The sequence below is a fragment of the Pseudomonas sp. R4-39-08 genome, assembly GCF_003852275.1.
In the GTDB taxonomy this organism is placed as follows: Bacteria; Pseudomonadota; Gammaproteobacteria; order Pseudomonadales; family Pseudomonadaceae; genus Aquipseudomonas.
This window is the reverse complement of the sequence record NZ_CP027733.1, coordinates 965,677-981,522: the sequence shown is the minus strand read 5'-3', so window position 1 is coordinate 981,522 and position 15,846 is coordinate 965,677. Positions and strand designations below refer to the sequence as shown.

13 protein-coding genes are annotated in these 15,846 nt (G+C 61.8%); 5 read left to right on the top strand and 8 right to left on the bottom strand.

The window, feature by feature from the left end:
• Positions 1-95 precede the first annotated feature (95 nt).
• Complete coding sequence (gene yjgA, locus C4J88_RS04260; protein WP_124365834.1) at positions 96-617, top strand: ribosome biogenesis factor YjgA; 522 nt, start codon at positions 96-98, stop codon at positions 615-617.
• 45 nt (positions 618-662) lie between these two features.
• Here yjgA and tldD read toward each other — a convergent pair whose 3' ends face one another.
• From tldD to mreB, 8 genes are all read right to left on the bottom strand, one after another.
• Positions 663-2,105: a metalloprotease TldD gene (tldD, locus tag C4J88_RS04255; RefSeq protein ID WP_124406287.1), complete on the bottom strand. Its 1,443-nt coding sequence runs from the start codon at positions 2,103-2,105 to the stop codon at positions 663-665.
• 16 nt (positions 2,106-2,121) lie between these two features.
• Positions 2,122-2,970, bottom strand: a complete 849-nt coding sequence (locus C4J88_RS04250) for a carbon-nitrogen hydrolase family protein (protein WP_124365833.1) — start codon at positions 2,968-2,970, stop codon at positions 2,122-2,124.
• Between the two features lie 48 nt (positions 2,971-3,018).
• Positions 3,019-6,834 (bottom strand): YhdP family protein, encoded by a 3,816-nt coding sequence (locus C4J88_RS04245; protein ID WP_124406286.1) that lies wholly within the window; start codon positions 6,832-6,834, stop codon positions 3,019-3,021.
• Between the two features lie 76 nt (positions 6,835-6,910).
• Positions 6,911-8,368: a ribonuclease G gene (rng, locus tag C4J88_RS04240; RefSeq protein ID WP_124361301.1), complete on the bottom strand. Its 1,458-nt coding sequence runs from the start codon at positions 8,366-8,368 to the stop codon at positions 6,911-6,913.
• 71 nt (positions 8,369-8,439) lie between these two features.
• Entirely contained in the window at positions 8,440-9,036 is a 597-nt protein-coding gene (locus C4J88_RS04235; RefSeq protein ID WP_124406285.1) for a nucleoside triphosphate pyrophosphatase, read from the bottom strand.
• Between the two features lie 50 nt (positions 9,037-9,086).
• Entirely contained in the window at positions 9,087-9,575 is a 489-nt protein-coding gene (gene mreD, locus C4J88_RS04230; RefSeq protein ID WP_124361299.1) for a rod shape-determining protein MreD, read from the bottom strand.
• Positions 9,575-10,621, bottom strand: coding sequence for a rod shape-determining protein MreC (mreC, locus tag C4J88_RS04225; protein WP_372238009.1), 1,047 nt, complete (start codon positions 10,619-10,621; stop codon positions 9,575-9,577). The genes mreD and mreC overlap by 1 nt, the downstream gene beginning before the upstream one ends.
• Positions 10,622-10,808: 187 nt before the next feature.
• Positions 10,809-11,846, bottom strand: coding sequence for a rod shape-determining protein MreB (gene mreB, locus C4J88_RS04220; protein ID WP_002555108.1), 1,038 nt, complete (start codon positions 11,844-11,846; stop codon positions 10,809-10,811).
• A 210-nt stretch (positions 11,847-12,056) separates the two neighbouring features.
• Between mreB and gatC the strand changes: the two genes are divergently transcribed.
• From gatC to C4J88_RS04200, 4 genes are all read left to right on the top strand, one after another.
• A complete protein-coding gene (gatC, locus tag C4J88_RS04215; protein WP_005784804.1) occupies positions 12,057-12,344 on the top strand; it encodes an Asp-tRNA(Asn)/Glu-tRNA(Gln) amidotransferase subunit GatC in 288 nt (95 codons plus the stop codon).
• Positions 12,345-12,360: 16 nt separating this feature from the next.
• Positions 12,361-13,812, top strand: a complete 1,452-nt coding sequence (gatA, locus tag C4J88_RS04210) for an Asp-tRNA(Asn)/Glu-tRNA(Gln) amidotransferase subunit GatA (protein WP_124406283.1) — start codon at positions 12,361-12,363, stop codon at positions 13,810-13,812.
• 10 nt (positions 13,813-13,822) lie between these two features.
• The gene (gene gatB, locus C4J88_RS04205) at positions 13,823-15,268 is read left to right on the top strand and encodes an Asp-tRNA(Asn)/Glu-tRNA(Gln) amidotransferase subunit GatB (protein ID WP_124406282.1); all 1,446 of its coding nucleotides are present in this window, start codon (positions 13,823-13,825) and stop codon (positions 15,266-15,268) included.
• A 156-nt stretch (positions 15,269-15,424) separates the two neighbouring features.
• Entirely contained in the window at positions 15,425-15,796 is a 372-nt protein-coding gene (locus tag C4J88_RS04200; protein WP_124365828.1) for a septal ring lytic transglycosylase RlpA family protein, read from the top strand.
• Positions 15,797-15,846 lie beyond the last annotated feature (50 nt).

The following is a 15,846-nucleotide window of genomic DNA, read 5'->3' as shown; positions in this document are numbered from 1 at the left end:
CAAATTCTGCTCTCGGTTAAGGCCATCGAGCGACCGGGCCGGACAAGCGGCCCCCGACTGGTTATCATGGCGGCGTTTCTTTGCGGACTGCCACCATGGTTGATTCTTACGACGACTCCCTCGATGGGGAGAAAAGCAAAACCCAGGTCAAACGTGAGCTGCATGCTCTGGTTGACCTTGGCGAGCGCCTTACAACGCTCAAAAAGGACTTGATTGCAAAACTGCCACTGACCGACGAAATGCGTCGGGCCTTGGCCGATGCGCCTAAGCACACCGCGAATATCGCGCGCAAACGGCACATCATGTTTATCGGCAAGCTGATGCGCGATCAGGACACTGACGCCATTCTGGCCTTGCTCGATCAAACCGATGCCTCCACTCGCCAGTACAACGAACGCTTCCATAACCTGGAACGTTGGCGTGACCGCCTGATTGAGGGCGATGACGCCGTGCTGGAGAAATTCGTATTGGACTATCCGGAAGCGGACCGCCAGCAATTGCGCTCCCTGATCCGTCAAGCCCAACATGAAACGGCGCATAACAAGGCGCCGGCCACCAGCCGTAAAATCTTCAAATACATCCGTGAGCTGGACGAGACTCAACGCGGCCTGCGCTGATCCTCTTCCCCGGGTGGCGACCTTCGCCACCCGGAGCTTGCGGGCTTACGAGCCCGTGCCACCCACGGTGATCGCATCGATTTTCAAGGTTGGCTGGCCCACGCCCACCGGCACCGACTGCCCATCCTTCCCGCACGTGCCCACGCCGCTGTCCAGCGACAGGTCGTTACCGACCATCGACACCTTGCTCATGGCCTCCGGCCCATTACCAATCAACGTCGCTCCCTTGACCGGCGCGGTAATCTTGCCGTCTTCGATCAAGTACGCCTCGCTGGTGGAAAACACGAACTTGCCGCTGGTGATATCCACCTGCCCGCCGCCGAGGTTGGCGCAGTAGATGCCGCGCTTCACGGAAGCAATGATTTCTGCCGGATCGCTTTGGCCGCCGAGCATGTAGGTGTTGGTCATGCGTGGCATAGGCAGGTGGGCATAGGATTCGCGGCGACCGTTGCCGGTGCGCGCCACGCCCATCAGGCGGGCGTTGAGCTTGTCTTGCATATAGCCCTTGAGTACGCCGTTTTCGATCAGGGTGGTGCACTCCGTGGGCGTGCCCTCGTCATCCACACTCAACGAACCCCGGCGACCGGCCAAGGTACCGTCATCGACAATGGTGCACAGCTTGGAGGCGACCATCTCGCCCATACGCCCGCTGTAGGCGGAACTGCCCTTGCGGTTGAAGTCGCCTTCCAGCCCATGGCCCACGGCTTCGTGCAGCAGCACACCGGACCAACCCGAACCCAGCACCACCGGCAAGGTACCGGCCGGCGCCGGAATCGCTTCCAGGTTGACCAGCGCCTGGCGCAAGGCTTCACGGGCATAACCCATGGCGCGGTCTTCGGCGAGGAAATAACGGTAGTCGGTACGCCCGCCACCGCCATGGCCGCCGCGCTCGCGGCGGCCGTTCTGCTCGACGATCACACTCACGTTGAAACGCACCAGTGGCCGCACATCTGCCGCCAGCCCGCCGTCGGTAGACGCGACGAGGATGCGCTCCCACACGCCGGCCATGCTCACGGTGACCTGCTGGATGCGCGGGTCCAGGGCGCGGGTCGCCGCGTCCACACGCTTGAGCAACTCGACCTTCTCCGCGCGGCTGATCACTTCCAACGGATTATCCGGCGCGTACAACTGCGCCACGTCCTGGGTGCTGAACGCCTGCACCGTGCCGTTCTGCCCTGCACGGGAAATCGAACGGGCCGCACGCGCAGCCAGGCCCAGGGCCTCCAACGTAATGGCGTTGCTGTAGGCAAAACCGGTTTTTTCTCCGGATTGCGCGCGAACGCCTACACCCTGGTCAAGGTTGAAACTGCCTTCCTTGACGATGCCGTCTTCCAACGCCCAGGACTCGGAAATCTGCCCCTGGAAATACAGGTCGGCCGCGTCGATCCCGGGTCCGGCCAGATCGCCCAGCACGGCTTGCAGACTTTCGATGGTCACGCCACCGGGTGCCAGGAGATGTTCACTGACTGAGGACAACAACTCGCTCATAGGTTTGGCCTTAAATTCATCGTTCTGAAGCAGGTCGCTGTGCGCCCTGCGAGAAAAAGCGCCGGTGATTGACCACCGGCATGCGCGCCCGTATCGACGCCTGTTCTTTGCTGTCGCGTTCGGCCACCAACACCGCTTCGCCTTGATCCTGTTGGGCCAACACCCGCCCCCAGGGGTCGATAATTGCCGCGTGCCCGTGGGTTTCCCGTGGCCCCGGGTGCACACCGCCCTGGGCAGCCGCCAGCAGGTAACACTGGGTTTCGATGGCCCGTGCACGAATCAGCACATCCCAATGCGCCGCCCCGGTCACCGCCGTAAACGCCGAGGGCGCGCTGATCAACTCAGCCCCCGCCGCGCGCAGCTCACTGTACAGCTCGGGGAAGCGCAGGTCATAGCACACCGTCAGCCCCAAGCGCCCCACCGGCGTATCCGCCACCACCACGTTGCTTCCGAAAGCATAGTCGTCGGATTCGCGATAACGACCCCGGGCATCCGCCACATCCACATCGAACAAATGCAGCTTGTCGTAGCGAGCGACGATTTCACCGCGGTCATCGATCAACAGCGAACAGGCGTTAGGCTTGGCGTTCGGTTGGTCCTTGGGTGGCAACGGTAGTGTGCCGGCCACTATCCATAAGGTGAGGTCGCGGGCGGCCTGTTTCAACCATGGCAGGATCGGGCCTTCACCCAAGGCCTCGGCGCGACCGATGTCGGCCATGTCACGGCGGCCCATGGCGGCGAAGTTTTCCGGCAGTACCGCAAGCCTGGCGCCATCCGCCGCCGCGCGTTCCAGCAGGCGGCGTGCCTGGGCCAGGTTCGCCAGCACATCACTCTGGCTGACCATTTGAATTACCGCAAAGGACATGGGCCGACACTTCGTAAAGGGCATGGGGCCATGCTACTCCACAGCCTCTCAGTTTGGCTTTTCAAATGGCTTGTCGAAGGTGATTTTCGGGTCCTTCCACGGGCCTTGCACGGTGTACTGCACGCTGGCGAAGCGCGATACCCGGTCACCGATCAGCTTGTCGATCAGGAACAACGCGCCGCCAATGGCCGGCGCGCCGACAATCAATGCCGCGATGGGCAGGTTGTTGGTGACCGGCAGCGTCACCAGCAACTTGGCATCGACGCGATCCGCCACCAGGTCCAGGGTGCCGTTCAGTTCAAGGTTGGTGGATGGCCCGGTCATGGTGATGGGCTCACGGGTCACGAACACGCCGTTACTGGCCGCGAGCAAGCCCTTGACCCGGTCATAGCTCAGGCCCTTGCCGAGCAAGTCGGAAAAATCCAGGCGCAAACGACGGCCGATGGAGTTGAAGTTAAGCAGGCCGAACACCCGAAGTGCCTGGGCGCCACCTTCCACTTCCACGAACTGGCCTTTACGGAACGCTGCGTCCAGGCTACCGGAGAACCGCTTGGGCCCAACCCAGGCGGGCGAACCGGGCCAGCGGCCATCCACGTCCAGGTGGAAGTCCTCGCTGGTTACCGTGGGCGCAAAGCCCCAGCCTTTGAGCACGTCGGCAATGTTCTTGCCGTCCAATCGCCCTTTGTACCAACTGCTGCTGGCCCCCGGCGCGCCTTCCCAACCGCCGGCACCATTGAGTTGCATGCCCTTGAGGCCCAGGTCCAGGCTGTTGAAGGCCAGGCCCTTGGCGGTCGGCCGGACTTTCAGCGACCACGCGCCCACCAGGTCCGGGCCCTGGAACAGTTGATCGATGGCGATATCCAATGCCGGAATATCCTTAGGATCGATATCGGCCAACGGGTCCGGCGCGTTCTCGTCCGCCTGTACGGTGGGGTCGACCGCAGGCAGCTTCACGTACTTCAGGTTGATTGCGATAGGTGCGCCCTTGGCGTCCGGCAGGTTGACCGTGCCCTTGGCTTGCTGGCTGTCGAACTGCAGGCCCCAGGCCACGGGCTTGCGATCCAGTTGCAGTTTGACCTGATCGAACCGAGTACCGAAACCGGTCAGCTTGCCTACCTTGAAATCAGCGCCACTGAGCAGCTGCTTGGCATTGCCGCCCGGATCGTTACCGGCGTAACGGTTGGCGAGTTGTTTCCACGGGTCGATGTCAAGTTCGGATAGCACCCCGCGAATGCGCAAGCCCTTCGCGCCGGGCAACACTGCATCGCCATCGCCAAGGAACAATTCGCCGCGGCCCTCATTGAAGTTGTCCGGCGGCGCCGCAAACGTGAAGTTCGCCAGCTCACCGTAGTCAAACCAGTAACGCCGCTCAGCACCCTGCAAGGTCATGCGGAACGTGCTGTCACGGCCCTGGCTCGCCGGCATGCCAAACGGCGCCGGCAGGTCCACCGCGACGCCCTTGAGATTGGAGTTGACCATCAACTGACTGTCCGCGCCATCCAGGATCACTTGCAACTGGTACGGAATATCGCCGGACACCGGCAGCGGCTGGCTGATTTTCAACCAGTCGGTGAGCCGCTTGACCGTCACCTGCCCCTTGGCGATAACGCGGGTGTTGATATTGCCGGGTGTGCCCTCGGCAAAAATCTGCGCGGTGATCGGACGGTCGAACGCCTGGGCCGAAATATTCTGCCCGCTCAGGCCCTTGGCGCTGTCGAAACGGAAGTCACCCTTGAGCTGGGTCAGGTCCAGGGTGGGCTCCGCCAGTTGCAGGCGCGCTTTATCGGTCTTGAAGTCGACCACGATCTTAGGCTCGGTGCCTTTGGCCAGGGGCACGTCCAGGTCCAGACTGCCTTGCAGGTTGCCCTCGCCCTTCCAGCCCGCAAAGGTGGATGCGGTGCCGATGGGGGCTTCCTGGAGGATTTTCAAACCGTCGCCCAAACCACCGGAAAATCCGCCGGTGAGCAGCAGGTGGCTGTCCTTGCCGGCCGGCGCGTGAGGGATATTGACGTAGACGTCCTTGACCTGGGTATCGAGCAATTGGCCCTTGCTGGCCAGGATGCGCACGCCGCTCTCCTCGACGAACACCTCACCATCGACCTTGTTCACATGGGGCCAACCCGGCTGGAAGGCCAGCTCGGCATCATGCACCTTGAAGAACAGGCTGATATTGCGCGAAGCCGGCACCGCGTTGTGGCTCAAGGAGCCCTGGTACTGGAAAAAACCTTCGTCTACCGCGCCTTTTAGGATCGCCGTGCGCAACCATTCATCCAGCGCCGGGCTCAGCACTGCCGGTAAATATTTGGGGGTAAAACGACCATCGCCATCGACCATGCCGACCCGCAGGTCCATGTAGTCCTCCTGGCTATGGTCGAAATGCAGGCGAATCAGGAAATCCGCCGCGACCTTGCCTTCCTCCCCCAGCACCTTGATATACGGCGCGATCAGGGTGAAGCCCTGCTTGTCCAACGTCCAGGTCAGGCGCGCATTGGCCTGAATGTATTGCCATGGCTTGGCGAAGATCGGGAACAGGTGCAGGGAGAAATCCTTGCTGTCCATGCGCAATTCGCCATGGCCCAGGTCGCCGCTGATGCTGCCGGACACATTGCGCGCAGCCGGCGCGCCGAAGTACGCGTCAAAACCGACACGCTCGAGGTTGGCGGCAAAACTGACTTTTTGATCGGTGGTGTCCTGGGGGCGAAAGTCCACCAGCACATTGCGCAACAAGCCGGTGGCTTTCAGGTGCTCGACAGCCTTGGCGAACCCTTCCGGCAGCGGCGCCAGGGCATTGAGTAATGGCGTAATGGGGGTCAGGTCGAGCCGATCGGCCTGAAGCTTCCACACTTCCTGGGCGTCATCGGTGGCCAGACTCTGCTGCAGTTGCATGCGCGATTCCCAACGGGTTTCGCCGATGTTCATCGCCAGCGAATCCAACAGCACCTTGAGGCCGCTGTCGCTGCGTTGCACATACGCGGTCAGGGCCAGGTTTTCGATATGCACCGGCTGACGCTCGGCATAGCTGCCCTTTACCTCCGGCGAATTGAGGCGCACCACCGCGCTTTGCACGGTGCCGTTGGCCCAGTTGAGCCAGAACTCACCGCCGGCCTTGAGCTGGGTGAGCTTCCATTGTTGGGTCAGCCGGGACGGAATCCACTTGGCCCAGTCGCTTTGAGGCAGGCTCAGGTAGGCCTCGACCTCAGCGTCTTTCCATTGGCTGGCGCGTATACGGCTGCGCAGGCTCAGGGCGAGCGGTTGGCCGTCGGGTAACGTCAGGCGCGCGTCCAGGCGTTGCCGGGCCATACCGGTGTGCAGGCTCAGGCCCACATACGTCACGGTCACCGGCGCCCGGTCGAACGGTTGCAAGGTCACCTGGCTGTCGAGCACCGAGACGCGCTTGACCATTTGCATACGGGTGAGCAGTTGTTGCGGGTCCAGTGACGGGCTGTCATGTAACGGCAAGCCCTGCAGCGTCCAGCGACCGTCCTGGTCTTCCTTGACGCTCAACTGCACGCCGCTGACTTGCAGATGGGCGATGCGCACTTCACGGGCCATCAGGCTGGCCCAGAGGTCGGGCACCACCTCGACCTGGTCCAGGCGCAACGCACTGCTGCCCTCGCCGACCATCACGTCGTGGGCCAGCAATACCGGCGCAAAGCCACTCCAACGGCCTTCGAGGCTACCGATATGTACCGGCATCTGCACCGCAGCCTGGGCCTTGGTTTCGACTTCAGCGCGGTATTCGGCCACCAGCGGGGTCAATTCACGCCCCAGGCTCACGTACACCGCAGCCAATACCAGCAGCAAGGCACACAGGCCCAGCCCCCAACGGGTCAAAGCGGCAAAAAAGCGTATCAGACGCTCCATGTCAGGCGACCCTCAAAGCGGTAGTCGGACGACAGATCATTGCCTGTCGATCTCGGAAAAGAAAAACGAATGGGGATCAGAGCAGCACCACGTCGTATTGTTCCTGGGAATACATGGTTTCGACCTGAAAACGAATAGTGCGCCCGATAAACCCCTCCAGTTCGGCGACGTTGCCCGACTCTTCGTCGAGCAGGCGGTCGACCACTTTCTGGTTGGCGAGCACTCTATAACCTTCGGCCTGATAGGCGCGTGCCTCCCGTAGGATTTCACGGAAAATTTCGTAGCAGACCGTTTCCGGGGTTTTCAATTTACCCCGGCCCTGGCAACTGCTGCAGGGTTCGCACAGCACTTGCTCAAGGCTCTCGCGGGTGCGCTTGCGGGTCATCTGCACCAGGCCCAGCTCAGTGATGCCGATGATGTTGGTCTTGGCGTGATCGCGCTCCAGCTGTTTTTCGAGGGTGCGCAGTACCTGGCGTTGGTGCTCTGCGTCTTCCATGTCGATGAAGTCGATGATGATGATGCCGCCCAGGTTACGCAGGCGCAGTTGGCGCGCAATCGCCGTGGCAGCTTCGAGGTTGGTCTTGAAGATGGTCTCTTCGAGGTTGCGGTGCCCCACGAACGCGCCCGTGTTGACGTCAATGGTGGTCATGGCTTCTGCCGGGTCCACCACCAGGTAGCCACCGGACTTGAGCGGGACCTTGCGCTCCAGGGCTTTCTGGATTTCGTCTTCGACGCCATACAGGTCGAAGATCGGCCGCTCGCCCGGATAGTGCTCGAGGCGGTCGGCAATTTCCGGCATCAGCTCGGCGACAAATTGCGTGGTGCGCTGGAAGGTTTCCCGCGAGTCGATGCGAATTTTCTCAATTTTCGGGCTGACCAGATCGCGCAAGGTACGCAACGCCAGGCCGAGGTCTTCATAGATGACGCTTGGCGCGCCAATGGTCTGAATCTGCGCCGCGATTTGGTCCCACAGACGCCGCAGGTAGCGGATATCCATCAGGATTTCATCGGCGCCCGCACCCTCGGCGGCGGTGCGCAGGATAAAACCACCGGCTTCCTTGATGCCCTCGGCAGCTACACAGTCGCTGACCACCTTCTTCAGGCGCTCGCGTTCGGCCTCATCCTCGATCTTGAGGGAAATACCGACATGGGCCGTGCGCGGCATATACACCAGGTACCGCGACGGAATCGACAGTTGGGTAGTCAGCCGGGCGCCCTTGGAACCGATGGGGTCCTTGGTGACCTGCACCACCAGGCTCTGCCCTTCGTGCACCAGAGCGCTGATGCTTTCCACCGCCGGGCCTTCACGCAGCGAGATTTCCGAAGCATGGATGAAGGCGGCGCGGTCCAGGCCGATGTCGACGAACGCCGCCTGCATGCCCGGCAATACGCGCACCACCTTGCCTTTATAGATGTTGCCGACGATCCCGCGCTTCTGGGTGCGCTCCACATGCACTTCTTGCAGAACACCGTTCTCTACCACCGCCACGCGCGATTCCATCGGCGTGATATTGATCAGAATCTCTTCACTCATGGCTGGGTCTCGTTCAGGCGTTTTCACAATAGTGACCGATCGCTTATGGCTTGGCGCGCAAGTAGAGGCGTTCAGCGCGCGGTAAGGTTTTGCCAGCAGGGTATGCCGAATTGGCCGAGCAGTTGCGCGGTTTCGCACACCGGCAGGCCGACTACGGCGGAATAGCTGCCATTGAGCCCGCTCACGAACACCGAGCCCAGCCCCTGGATAGCATAGCCGCCGGCTTTGTCCTGGGGTTCGCCACTGTGCCAGTAGGTCGTAGCCTCCTGGACAGAAATCTCACGAAACCCCACGCGACTGCTTACACATCGGGTTTCACAGCGCTGGCCGTCGGTAACGGCGATGGCCGTGAGGACTTCATGCTCGCGCCCCGCCAACGCCATCAACATCGCCAAGGCATCGGCCTGATCCACCGGTTTGCCAAGAATCTTGCCATCCACGATCACAGCGGTATCGGCACCCAACACGCAGATGCCTGCGCTGTGCTCGAGCGCAGCCAGACCCGCCGCTGCCTTGCTTCGAGCCAGGCGCTCGACATAGGCGACGGGGGTTTCGTCAATAAGAGGCGTTTCATCGATGGCGGCGCTGACCACGGTGAAAGGCACACCGATCTGGGTCAACAACTCACGTCGCCGCGGGGAGCCCGAGGCCAGATAAAGCACATTCATTGCAGACTCTCCCTGTAGGGTTCGGTAACCAGGCAGAGCCTCGCAATCCGTCAATTGATTTTGTAGCGACGACGTAGCCCGCGCAGGCCAAAGCTGACCCAAGGCCACAGCAATGCACTGACCAGGGCCGGCAACACCAGCGCGAGAGTAGGCTGGCGATTGCCGGTCAGGGCGCTGAGCCAGAGCTGAACCAACTGCGCCAGGCCGAAGATCACCAGGATCACCAGGCACTGCTGCCACATCGGGAACATGCGCAAGCGCTGCTGCAACGACAGCACCAGGAAGGTAATCAGGGTGAGTATCAACGCATTCTGGCCGAGCAAGGTGCCATAGAGCACATCCTCCGCCAAGCCCAGGCACATCGCCGTGACCATGCCTACCTTGTGCGGCAGGTTCAACGACCAGAACGCCAGCAGCAGCGCCAGCCACAGCGGGCGCAGGATTTCCATGAATTGTGGCAGCGGTGAAACGCTGAGCAACAGGCCGATGGCGAAGGTCAGCCAGACAATCCAGCCATTGCGCGAATGAGTACTGGCCATTATTCCTCCCTCTGCCGCGTGGTGGCCGGGGCGGTTGTCGCAGGCCTGGCGGCAGGCGCGGTGGTCGCCGCCGGTTTCGCCGGACGTGCGCTGTGTGCAGCCGGCTTGGTCGGTGTGGCGGCGGGGGCTGCGGTTACGGGTACGACCGCAGGCGCCGGTGGCCCCACGAACGCCGGTTTCGGCACGGTGGCGGGAATCACAGGCGCGGTGCCGTTCTGCTTGTCTTCCGCTTCCTGGGCCTGCGCGGCGTCATTGGCGCGCTCTTCCGGGGTGCGGTTATCGCTGAACACCAGCAGCAGATAGCGGCTGCGGTTCAGCGCGGCGGTCGGTACGGCACGCACAATGGCAAACGGCTGGCCGGAATCGTGGATGACCTCCTTGACCGTCGCCACCGGGTAGCCCGCCGGGAAACGCTGACCCAGGCCGGAGCTGACCAGCAGGTCGCCTTCCTTGATGTCGGCGGTATCGGCCACGTGCCGCAACTCCAGGCGTTCCGGGTTACCGGTGCCGCTGGCAATCGCGCGCAAACCGTTGCGATTGACCTGCACCGGAATGCTGTGAGTGGTGTCGGTCAGCAGCAAGACGCGCGAGGTGTAGGGCATCAATTCAACCACCTGGCCCATCAGGCCACGGGCATCGAGCACCGGCTGGCCGAGGACCACGCCGTCGCGCTCACCCTTGTTGATGATGATGCGATGGGTAAAGGGGTTGGGGTCCATGCCGATCAACTCGGCCACTTCGACCTTTTCGTTGACCAATGCCGAAGAGTTGAGCAACTCGCGCAGCCGCACGTTCTGCTCGGTAAGGGCCGCGAGCTTTTGCATGCGACCCTGCAACAGCAGGTTTTCGGTCTTGAGTTTTTCGTTCTCGGCAATCAGCTCGGTGCGACTGCCGAATTGGCTGGCCACGCCCTGGTAGAGACGTTGCGGCAGGTCGGTGATCCAGTAAGTCTGCATCAACACCAGCGACATCTGGCTACGCACAGGCTTGAGCAGCGCAAAACGGGCGTCGACCACCATCAGCGCGACCGAAAGCACGGTCAGCACCAACAAGCGCACGCCCAATGAGGGGCCTTTGGCGAAGAGCGGTTTAATAGGCCGCTCCTCCCAGGCAAATGTTCTCTTTATTCATACGGCATCAAACCGGCCTGGATGCAGATTGAAGAAGATAAACGCCAGCAGGCAGCACTGCAAAGTGCTGCCTGCCGGCCGAGCATGAACCATCCAGGCAAGCTTATTCGCTGGAGAGCAGGTCCATGGTGTGTTTATCCATCATTTCCAGTGCACGACCACCGCCACGCGCCACGCAGGTCAGCGGGTCTTCGGCGACGATCACCGGCAGGCCGGTTTCCTGGGCCAGCAACTTGTCGAGGTCGCGCAGCAAGGCGCCACCACCGGTCAGTACCAGGCCACGCTCGGCGATATCGGAAGCCAGCTCCGGCGGCGACTGCTCCAGGGCGCTCTTCACCGCCTGAACGATGGTGGCCAGGGACTCTTGCAGAGCCTCCAGCACTTCATTGGAGTTCAGGGTGAAGGCACGTGGCACGCCTTCGGCCAGGTTGCGGCCGCGAACATCGACTTCGCGAACTTCGCCGCCCGGGTAAGCGGTGCCGATTTCCTGCTTGATGCGCTCGGCGGTGGATTCGCCGATCAGGCTGCCGTAGTTACGACGCACATACGTGATGATCGCTTCGTCGAAGCGGTCACCGCCGACACGCACGGATTCGGCATACACCACACCGTTCAGGGAAATCAGGGCGATCTCGGTGGTACCACCACCGATATCCACCACCATCGAACCGCGTGCTTCTTCAACCGGCAGGCCGGCGCCGATTGCGGCGGCCATCGGCTCTTCGATCAGGAACACTTCGCGGGCACCGGCACCCAGGGCCGATTCACGGATGGCACGACGCTCCACCTGGGTGGACTTGCACGGGACGCAGATCAGCACACGAGGGCTGGGCTGCAGGAAACTGTTTTCGTGAACCTTGTTGATGAAGTACTGCAGCATCTTCTCGCAGACACTGAAGTCGGCGATCACGCCGTCTTTCATCGGACGAATGGCAGCAATATTGCCTGGTGTTCGGCCGAGCATCCGCTTGGCCTCGGTGCCAACGGCAACGACACTTTTCTGATTACCATGGGTCCGAATGGCCACAACCGATGGCTCATTCAGGACGATACCGCGCTCGCGCACGTAAATAAGGGTGTTGGCAGTGCCCAGGTCAATGGAAAGATCGCTGGAAAACATGCCACGCAGTTTCTTGAACATGGGAAAGGGACCCTAGGCAACGCGTGGGTAAAAAAGTGCGGCAAACTCTAACAACGACAGGGATTTTGGGCAAGGCGCCAATGTGCTAAATTGGCCGACTTTCTGTGCACCAACCCCCACAATCGCGGCCTTATGACCGTAGAAATGCGGTAGTGTTCCGACAATCTAACACACGGACGCCTTCCGTTCTGTTTTCCACTGGAGAATCCCATGGCGCTTGAACGCTCCGACGTGGAAAAAATCGCGCATCTGGCCTCGCTTGGCCTCAATGACGCCGATCTTCCACAGACCACCGCAGCCCTGAACAGCATTCTCGGGCTGGTTGACCAAATGCAGGCCGTCGACACCGACGGCATCGAGCCCCTGGCTCACCCGCTGGAAGCCAGTCAGCGCCTGCGCGCAGACGTCGTGACCGAGCGCAATAACCGCGAGGCCTACCAGTCCATCGCGCCAGCGGTCGAAAACGGCCTGTACCTGGTTCCGAAAGTCATCGACTAAAGGGAAAGAGCCTTTCATGCATCACATGACTCTGGCCGAGATCGCCCGCGGTCTCGCCGACAAAACGTTTTCTTCCGAAGAGCTGACCAAGACCCTGCTGGCGCGCATCGCCGCGCTGGATCCCAAGGTCAACAGCTTCATCAGCCTCACCGAAGAGCTGGCCCTGAGCCAGGCCAAGGCCGCCGACGTGCGTCGCGCCAACGGTGAGAACGGCGCGCTGCTGGGCGCTCCGATCGCCCACAAAGACCTGTTCTGCACCCAGGGCATTCGCACCAGTTGCGGCTCGAAGATGCTCGACAACTTCAAGGCGCCCTACGACGCCACAGTGGTGTCCAAGCTGGCCACCGCCGGGGCCGTGACCCTGGGCAAGACCAACATGGACGAATTCGCCATGGGTTCGGCCAACGAATCGAGCTACTACGGCGCGGTGAAAAACCCGTGGAACCTGGACCACGTACCCGGCGGTTCGTCCGGTGGGTCGGCCGCCGCCGTTGCCGCGCGCTTCCTGCCCGCCGCCACGGCCACCGACACCGGTGGCTCGATCCGCCAACCGGCAGCCTTCACCAACCTCACCGGTTTGAAGCCGACGTACGGTCGCGTGTCCCGCTGGGGCATGATTGCCTACGCGTCGAGTCTCGACCAGGGCGGCCCGCTGGCCCGCACGGCTGAAGACTGCGCGATATTGTTACAAGGTATGGCCGGCTTCGATAAACAGGATTCCACCAGCATCGATGAGCCGGTGCCGGACTACAGCGCCAGCCTGAACACGTCGCTCAAGGGCCTGCGCATCGGCGTGCCCAAGGAATACTTCAGCGCCGGTCTCGACCCACGTATCGCCGACTTGGTGCACAACAGCATCAAGGAGCTGGAAAAGCTCGGCGCCGTGATCAAGGACATCAGCCTGCCGAACAACCAGCACGCGATTCCCGCCTACTACGTGATCGCCCCGGCTGAAGCTTCCTCCAACCTGTCGCGTTTCGACGGTGTGCGCTTCGGCTATCGCTGCGAAAACCCGAAAGACCTCACCGACCTGTACAAGCGCTCCCGTGGCGAAGGCTTCGGCGTGGAAGTACAACGCCGGATCATGGTCGGGGCCTACGCCCTGTCGGCTGGCTACTACGACGCGTACTACCTCAAGGCGCAGAAGATCCGCCGCCTGATCAAGAACGACTTCATGGCAGCCTTTGAAGAAGTCGACGTGATCCTCGGCCCAACCACGCCGAACCCGGCCTGGAAGATCGGCGCCAAGACCGGCGACCCGATCGCCGAGTACCTCGAAGACCTCTACACCATCACCGCCAACCTCGCGGGCTTGCCGGGCTTGTCCATGCCCGCCGGTTTCGTCGATGGCCTGCCGGTGGGCGTGCAATTGCTCGCCCCGTATTTCCAGGAAGGCCGCCTGCTGAATGTGGCGCACCAGTACCAGTTGAACACCGACTGGCACACTCGCACCCCTACCGGCTTCTGAGGAGAACACTATGCAATGGGAAGTTGTGATCGGGCTGGAGATTCATACCCAGCTCGCCACCCAATCGAAGATTTTCTCCGGTAGCGCCACCACGTTCGGCGCAGAACCCAACACCCAGGCCAGCCTGGTCGACCTGGGTATGCCCGGCGTGCTGCCGGTGCTGAACCAGGAAGCGGTGCGCATGGCGGTGATGTTCGGCCTGGCGATTGACGCCCAGATCGGCCAGCACAACGTGTTCGCGCGCAAGAACTACTTCTACCCGGACCTGCCCAAGGGCTACCAGATCAGCCAGATGGAGCTGCCGATCGTCGGCAAGGGCTACCTGGACATCCCGCTGGAAGACGGCACCATCAAGCGTGTCGGCGTGACCCGTGCGCACCTTGAAGAAGACGCCGGCAAGAGCCTGCATGAAGAATTCCCCGGCGCCACCGGTATCGACCTGAACCGTGCCGGCACGCCGTTGCTGGAGATCGTCTCCGAGCCGGACATGCGCAGCGCCAAGGAAGCCGTGGCCTACGTCAAGACAATCCACGCGCTGGTGCGCTACCTGGGCATCTGCGACGGCAACATGGCCGAAGGCTCGCTGCGTTGCGACTGCAACGTGTCGATCCGCCCCAAGGGCCAGGTCGAGTTCGGCACCCGCTGCGAGATCAAGAACGTCAACTCGTTCCGCTTCATCGAGAAGGCGATCAACAGCGAAGTGCGTCGCCAGATCGAACTGATCGAGGACGGCGGCAAGGTAATCCAGCAAACGCGCCTGTACGACCCGAACAAAGACGAAACCCGCGCCATGCGCAGCAAGGAGGAAGCCAACGACTACCGTTACTTCCCCGATCCGGACCTGCTGCCGGTGGTGCTGGAGGACTCGTTCCTCAACGATATCCGCGCCACCCTGCCGGAACTGCCACAGCAAAAGCGCGAACGGTTCCAGGCGCAGTTCGGCCTGTCGGTCTACGATGCCAGCGTCTTGGCGTCCAGCCGTGAGCAAGCCAACTACTTCGAAAAGGTCGTGAGCATTGCCGGCGACGCCAAGCTGGCGGCCAACTGGGTGATGGTCGAACTGGGCAGCCTGTTGAACAAACAGGGCCTGGAAATCGACGAAGCACCGGTGAGCGCCGAACAACTGGGCGGCATGCTGCTGCGCATCAAGGACAACACCATCTCCGGCAAAATCGCCAAGACCGTGTTCGAAGCGATGGCCGCCGGTGAAGGCAGTGCCGATGACATCATCGAGAAGCGTGGCCTCAAGCAAGTCACCGACAGCGGCGCTATTTCGGCCGTACTCGATGAAATGCTCGCGGCGAACGCCGAGCAGGTCGAACAATACCGCGCAGCCGACGAAGCCAAGCGCGGCAAGATGTTCGGCTTCTTTGTCGGCCAGGCGATGAAAGCGTCCAAGGGCAAAGCCAACCCGCAACAAGTCAACGAATTGCTCAAAAGCAAGCTTGAGGGCTGATAGCGGTGAAGGAACCGAGTGAGTGTTCATGCTCGACTCGGACCTCCTGTGGGAGGGGCTTGCTCCCGATAGCGGTGATTCGGTCAACACACCAGTGACTGGCCCACCGCTATCGGGAGCGAGCCCCCTCCCACATTTGATACGGGAATACCTGGAATGAAGCGTCTACTCGGCCTCCTGGCTGTCTTTTCCCTGCTGACCGGTTGCGCCAGCGGCGTCATCGACCCCAACGGCTACGACGAGACCGGCACCGCGTCCTATTACGGCGCCAAGCACCATGGCAAACGCACCGCCAGCGGTGAAGCGTTCAACCAGAACGGCCTGACCGCCGCCCACCGGCGCTTGCCCTTCGGTACCCAGGTCAAGGTGACCAACCTCGACAACAACCGGTCTGTGGTGGTGCGTATCAATGATCGCGGCCCCCATACCCGTGGACGCCTGATCGACCTTTCACGCAAGGCCGCCGAGCAACTGCGTATGCTCGGCAGCGGCACCGCGCGGGTTCGCCTGCAAGCCCTGAACAACTGATCGAGGCAGCCTTGAGCATTTTTGGATTGAACGCCCTCTCACCCTGGAGC

Excerpts from the sequence above, each read along its gene's own strand:
- mreD (WP_124361299.1), bottom strand. The coding sequence starts at position 9,575 with ATGGCCAGTACTCATTCGCGCAATGGCTGGATTGTCTGGCTGACCTTC.
- mreB (WP_002555108.1), bottom strand. The coding sequence starts at position 11,846 with ATGTTCAAGAAACTGCGTGGCATGTTTTCCAGCGATCTTTCCATTGAC.
- C4J88_RS04245 (WP_124406286.1), bottom strand. The coding sequence starts at position 6,834 with ATGGAGCGTCTGATACGCTTTTTTGCCGCTTTGACCCGTTGGGGGCTG.
- C4J88_RS04235 (WP_124406285.1), bottom strand. The coding sequence starts at position 9,036 with ATGAATGTGCTTTATCTGGCCTCGGGCTCCCCGCGGCGACGTGAGTTG.
- yjgA (WP_124365834.1), top strand. The coding sequence starts at position 96 with ATGGTTGATTCTTACGACGACTCCCTCGATGGGGAGAAAAGCAAAACC.
- C4J88_RS04200 (WP_124365828.1), top strand. The coding sequence starts at position 15,425 with ATGAAGCGTCTACTCGGCCTCCTGGCTGTCTTTTCCCTGCTGACCGGT.
- gatC (WP_005784804.1), top strand. The coding sequence starts at position 12,057 with ATGGCGCTTGAACGCTCCGACGTGGAAAAAATCGCGCATCTGGCCTCG.
- rng (WP_124361301.1), bottom strand. The coding sequence starts at position 8,368 with ATGAGTGAAGAGATTCTGATCAATATCACGCCGATGGAATCGCGCGTG.
- gatA (WP_124406283.1), top strand. The coding sequence starts at position 12,361 with ATGCATCACATGACTCTGGCCGAGATCGCCCGCGGTCTCGCCGACAAA.
- tldD (WP_124406287.1), bottom strand. The coding sequence starts at position 2,105 with ATGAGCGAGTTGTTGTCCTCAGTCAGTGAACATCTCCTGGCACCCGGT.
- C4J88_RS04250 (WP_124365833.1), bottom strand. The coding sequence starts at position 2,970 with ATGTCCTTTGCGGTAATTCAAATGGTCAGCCAGAGTGATGTGCTGGCG.
- gatB (WP_124406282.1), top strand. The coding sequence starts at position 13,823 with ATGCAATGGGAAGTTGTGATCGGGCTGGAGATTCATACCCAGCTCGCC.